This window comes from Pseudoxanthobacter sp. (assembly GCF_036822375.1).
GTDB lineage: Bacteria > Pseudomonadota > Alphaproteobacteria > Rhizobiales > Segnochrobactraceae > Pseudoxanthobacter.
This window is the reverse complement of record NZ_DAISHT010000219.1, coordinates 1-5449: the sequence shown is the minus strand read 5'-3', so window position 1 is coordinate 5449 and position 5449 is coordinate 1. Positions and strand designations below refer to the sequence as shown.

Annotated in this window: 5 protein-coding genes; 4 read left to right on the top strand and 1 reads right to left on the bottom strand. The window is 69.0% G+C overall.

What is annotated here, in order from left to right:
- The first annotated feature begins 112 nt into the window (after positions 1-112).
- From cysS to cimA, 3 genes are all read left to right on the top strand, one after another.
- Positions 113-1465: a cysteine--tRNA ligase gene (gene cysS, locus V7067_RS15040; protein ID WP_334176720.1), complete on the top strand. Its 1353-nt coding sequence runs from the start codon at positions 113-115 to the stop codon at positions 1463-1465.
- Positions 1466-1530: 65 nt separating this feature from the next.
- Positions 1531-2031, top strand: coding sequence for a GFA family protein (locus tag V7067_RS15035; protein ID WP_334176719.1), 501 nt, complete (start codon positions 1531-1533; stop codon positions 2029-2031).
- A gap of 8 nt (positions 2032-2039) precedes the next feature.
- Positions 2040-3668: a citramalate synthase gene (gene cimA / locus V7067_RS15030; RefSeq protein ID WP_334176721.1), complete on the top strand. Its 1629-nt coding sequence runs from the start codon at positions 2040-2042 to the stop codon at positions 3666-3668.
- A 106-nt stretch (positions 3669-3774) separates the two neighbouring features.
- On the opposite strand, the gene V7067_RS15025 is transcribed toward cimA, so the two are convergent.
- Positions 3775-4428 (bottom strand): TIGR00730 family Rossman fold protein, encoded by a 654-nt coding sequence (locus V7067_RS15025; protein WP_334176718.1) that lies wholly within the window; start codon positions 4426-4428, stop codon positions 3775-3777.
- Positions 4429-4887: 459 nt separating this feature from the next.
- Between V7067_RS15025 and V7067_RS15020 the strand changes: the two genes are divergently transcribed.
- Positions 4888-5449 (top strand): Ig-like domain-containing protein (locus V7067_RS15020; RefSeq protein ID WP_334176717.1); only part of this gene is annotated, 562 nt, incomplete at its 3' end.

Sequence of the window (5449 nt, the reverse complement as noted above, 5' to 3'; positions counted from 1 at the left end):
GCGATTATTTGCGGCTAGCGCCTCTGCTGGCTGCGGCTGCCTCCCTTTTCCCTGAGTAACGCGGAAAGAAGCGGATGCCCCGGCCAGCGAGGCTGAGGGAGCATTCGGCAACATGTCGGCATCCGGCAGCGGACTTCGACTCTACAATACCCTGACGCGGACGAAGGATGTCTTCCATCCGATCGATCCGTCGTGCGTGCGGATGTATGTGTGCGGCCCCACGGTCTACGACTATGCCCACATCGGCAACGCCCGCCCGGTGATCGTGTTCGATCTCCTGTTCCGCCTGCTGCGTCACGCCTATGGCGCGGCGCATGTCGTCTATGTGCGCAACATCACGGACGTGGATGACAAGATCAATGCGCGGGCGGCGGAGCGCGGCATCTCCATCCGCGACCTCACCGACGAGACGCTGGCCCGCTTCCATGCCGATATCGATGCTCTCGGCGTGCTGCGCCCGACTTTCGAGCCGCGCGCGACCGACTATATCGCCCGCAACGACGGCGTGACCGACATGGTGGGGCTGATCCGCCGCCTCATCGCCAACGGCCACGCCTACGAGGCGGAAGGCCATGTGCTGTTCCATGTGCCGTCGATGCCGGACTATGGCGCGCTGTCGCGCCGTTCGCTCGACGACATGGTGGCCGGCGCGCGGGTGGAGGTGGCCCCCTACAAGCGCGATCCGATGGATTTCGTGCTGTGGAAGCCGTCGAAGCCGGCTGAGCCCGGCTGGGACAGCCCGTGGGGCCGCGGCCGGCCGGGCTGGCACATCGAGTGCTCGGCCATGTCGGGCGCGCTGCTGGGCGACGAGTTCGATATCCACGGCGGCGGCATCGATCTGGTGTTTCCGCACCACGAGAACGAAATCGCCCAGTCGCGCTGCGCCCACGGCACCGCCTCCATGGCCCATGTGTGGATGCACAACGGCTTCCTGATGGTGGAAGGCGAGAAGATGTCGAAGTCGCTCGGCAACTTCATCACCATCCACGAGGTGCTGAAGGACTGGCCGGGCGATGTCATCCGCCTCAACATGCTGAAGACCCATTATCGCCAGCCGATCGACTGGACGGTGAAGGGGCTGGAGGAGACGACCGGCATTCTCGCGCGCTGGCGCCGGGCCGCCGGCGGGGCGGACGGGGCGGCGGCGCTGCATCCGGCGGTGTTCGGGGCGCTGGCCGACGATCTCAACATGCCGCGCGCCATTGCCGAGATGCACCGGCTGGAAGGGGCGGAAATGGCGGCCGGCCTTGCCGCCTTCGGCTTCTCCGCGACCGCGCCCGCCGGGGCGGAGGCTGCCGCGCCGGCCGGCGTGGAGGCCGCTTTCATCGAGGCGCGCATTGCCGAGCGGCAGGCGGCCAAGAAGGCGCGCGACTTTGCCGGGGCCGACCGCATCCGCGACGAACTCGCCGCGCTCGGCATCGTGCTGAAAGATACCAGGGAAGGCACCACCTGGGAGCCGGCCTGAACGGCCGCGGCCCCCGGAGAGGGCACAGCAAGGGGAGGGCGCCCGGACCGGGCGCGAGGCAGGCGATGCAGGAAGCGCGGCGGATTTTCCATGCCGGCGGCTGCCAGTGCGGGGCAGTGCGCTATCATCTCCTTGCGGAGATCATCAAGCCTTCGGTGTGTCACTGCCGGATGTGCCAGAAGGCGTTCGGCGGCTATTTCGCCCCGCTCGGTTCGGTCCGGCGCTCCGACATCGCGTGGGTGCGCGGCGCGCCCGCCACCTTCCGCTCGTCCACGCTGGTGCAGCGCGGCTTCTGCGCCGCCTGCGGCACGCCGCTGACCTACGATTATCTGGAGGTCGACGAGATCGCCGTCTCGCTCGGCAGCCTCGACGATCCCGCCGCCGTGCCGCCGGTCATCGAATATGGTCTGGAAGGCCGCATGCCGTGGTTCTCCCGGCTCGGCCACCTGCCGGCCTGTGTGACCGAAGACGACATGCCCGAGGGCGCGATGGAGCGCCTCGTCTCGTTCCAGCACCCCGACCACGATACGGCCCGATGGCCGGCCGCGCCGGAGAGCGCATCATGAGCCAGAAAATGAACCCCGAGCGCGTCTACCTGTTCGACACCACCCTGCGCGACGGCGCCCAGACCTCCGGCATCGACTTTTCGCTGGAAGACAAGATCAATGTCGTGGCGCTGCTGGAGCGCCTCGGCGTCGATTATGTCGAGGGCGGCTATCCCGGCGCCAATCCGCAGGATACCGCCTTCTTCGCCGAAAAGCGCACCACGCGGGCCACCTTCACCGCCTTCGGCATGACCAAGCGGCCCGGCCGCTCGGCCGCCAACGATCCCGGCCTGCAGGGTGTGCTGCAGTCGGCGGCGGATGCCACCTGCTTCGTCGCCAAGACGTGGGACTATCACGTCCGCGTCGCGCTCGGCATTTCCGAGGAGGAAAACCTGCGGGTCATCCGCGAGACGGTGGAGGCTGCGGTCGCCGCCGGGCGCGAGGCGATGATCGACTGCGAGCACTTCTTCGACGGCTACAAGGCGAACCCGGATTTCGCGCTCGCCTGCGCCACCACTGCATGGCGCGCCGGCGCGCGCTGGGTGGTGCTGTGCGACACCAACGGCGGCACCATGCCGGAAGAGGTGGAGACGATCGTGGCCGCCGTCACCGCCCATGTGCCGGGCGATCATCTCGGCATCCACGCCCACGACGACACCGGGCAGGCGGTGGCCAACTCGCTGGCAGCGGTGCGCGGCGGAGCGCGCCAGATTCAGGGCACGCTCAACGGCATCGGCGAGCGCTGCGGCAACGCCAATCTCATCACGCTCATCCCCACGCTGAAGCTGAAGCCGGATTATGCCGGGCCGTACCGCACCGGCGTATCCGATGCCGCGCTGGCGGAAATCACCCAGATCAGCCGCGCCTTCGACGAGCTGCTCAACCGCTCGCCCAACCGCCATGCGCCCTATGTCGGCGCGGCCGCCTTCACCACCAAGGCCGGCATCCATGCCTCCGCCATCCTGAAGGATCCGGCGACCTACGAGCACGTTCCGCCGGAATGGGTCGGCAATCGCCGCCGCCTGCTGGTTTCCGATCAGGCCGGCAAGTCGAACCTCCTTGCCGAGCTTGCCCGCGTCGGCATCGAAGTGGCGAAGGAAGACCCGCGCCTCGACACGCTGCTGGCGGAGGTGAAGGCGCGCGAGGCGGAAGGCTATGCCTACGAGGGGGCGGACGCCTCCTTCGCGCTGCTGGCGCAGAAGGCGCTCGGCGAATTGCCGCACTTCTTCGACGTGAAGAGCTTCCGCGTCATGGTGGAGCGGCGCTTCAACGACCGGGGCGAGACCGTCACCATGTCGGAAGCGGTGGTGAAGCTGGTGGTGGACGGTGCCGACATCATGTCGGTGGCCGAGGGCAACGGCCCGGTCAATGCGCTCGATCTGGCGCTGCGCAAGGATCTTGGCCGCTATCAGAGCGCCATCGCCGATCTGGAGCTGGTGGACTACAAGGTCCGCATTCTCGATGGCGGCACCGGCGCCACCACCCGCGTGCTGGTGGAAAGCCGCGACGGCACCGGCGCGCGCTGGTTCACCATCGGCGTGTCCCCCAACATCGTCGATGCCTCGTTCCGGGCGCTGATCGATTCGGTCAACTACAAGCTGCTGCGCTCCGGCGTGCGCCCTGCCGCCCGGCGGGCGGAACTGGCGCTGAGCGCCTGAGGCAGCGCGCCGCGAAAACGGCGCCCCCCGAAAAAAAAGGGCCGGCCCGGGATGTTCCGGCCGGCCCTTGCGATTGCGGCTCCGGCCCGGCGGCCGGCCGCGACCGTCACATGCGTTTCAGCACGGCGGCGTCGCCCGGCTTCGGCGCGGAACTGCGCAGCAGCGCCACCAGTTTTTCCGGATCGCTTTCGACGTGGAAACGGATCTCGTTCTGCGGCCGGATGAACGCTTCGTTGCGCATGTGGTCGATGAGCGAGACCAGCGGCTGCCAGAAGCCGCGGACATCGAACAGCACGATCGGCTTGTCGTGCTGGCCGAGCTGCGACCACGTCATCATCTCCACCACCTCTTCCAGCGTGCCGATGCCGCCGGGCATGGCGACGAAGGCGTCGGCATGCTCGAACATCAGCCGTTTGCGCTCGTGCATGTCCTTGGTGACGATGAGTTCGTTCACCTCGGTCAGCATCACCTCGCGGTCGCGCAGGAAGCCGGGAATGATGCCGGTGACATGGCCGCCGGCATCGATCACCGCCCGGGCGATGGAGCCCATCAGCCCGACATCGCCGCCGCCATAGACCAGCCGCAGCCCGGCGCCGGCAAAGGCGCGGCCAAGGGCTAAGGCGGCTTCCAGATAGGCCGGATCGCGGCCGAAGCTGGCGCCGCAATAGACGCAGACGGCGCTGACCGGCTTGTGCGGCCCCTCATGGGCCGGCCGGGGCGGAATGTGCGGTTCGGAAGCGACGTGTTTGGTCAGAGGCATTTCGGGGGCGGCCATCTCGCAATCGAAGCTGTCGGCAGAGCCGACCGGGAAAGGGCACAGGGTCTCGCTTCGCCGGTGCGCAGCAGCGCCGCGCGGCGCCCGACCGGAACCGCCGGGCACGGGCCAAGGCCCCTTTCGGGCCCGCTGAAGGGCGGGGCGGGGCGTCTGTCTGCCGCGGTATCCGGAGGGGGAGGAGGCTCCGGGCAGGGCCGGCGACGGCCGGTCCGGATCGTCTGCATCCTGTGTCGCACCGGGGCGGCGGGCCCGTCAAGTCCGCGTTGTGCGCTGCACCCGCGGCAGCACGCCCCGCGGCGGCGGCGGGTCACTGTCCTTGCCCGGCAGGCCAAGGCCAGATATCTGTAAAATATAGGCCTTCCCGCCGCGGGGCTGACAGGCTGCACCGGGCTTGACGGGCAGCAGACGGGGGCGGGCAGGGCGGTCATCCGAAGGCGCTTAGTGATGTCAGAGACTCCGAAGAACGGCACTGCGCGAAACGGCGCAATCGTCTTCCTCATCGTGCTGGCCGGTATCGCCGGCTTTGGCGCCTACCGGCATTTTTCCGCTTCCCCGACGGCCGAGCCGCCGGTGGCCCCGGCCGTGAAGGGCGATGCTGTGACGACACCGCCGGCGAGCCCGGAGGCGGCCGCCGGCACCGCGGCAACCGCCCCGGCGGCCCCGGCGGCGACGGAGCCCGCCAGACCGGCCGCGGTGGCGCTTTCTGCCGCGCCGCCGGCCTTCGACGTGGTGCGGGTGCTGCCCTCGGGCGATGCCACCATCGCCGGCCGGTCGTCGCCGGGCGCCGAGATCGCCATCTATGCCAACGGCGCCGTCATCGGCCGCACCACCGCCACCGAGAACGGCGAATGGGTGATCGTGCTCGACCGGCCGCTGTCGCCGGGCGAATACGAGCTGACGGTGACGAGCGTGGCGCGCGGCGGCAAGAGCGAGCTTGAGGGCACCGAGCGCGTGGCGGTGTCGCTGCCGCAGGACCGCAAGGAACAGCCGCTGGTGGCCATCGTTT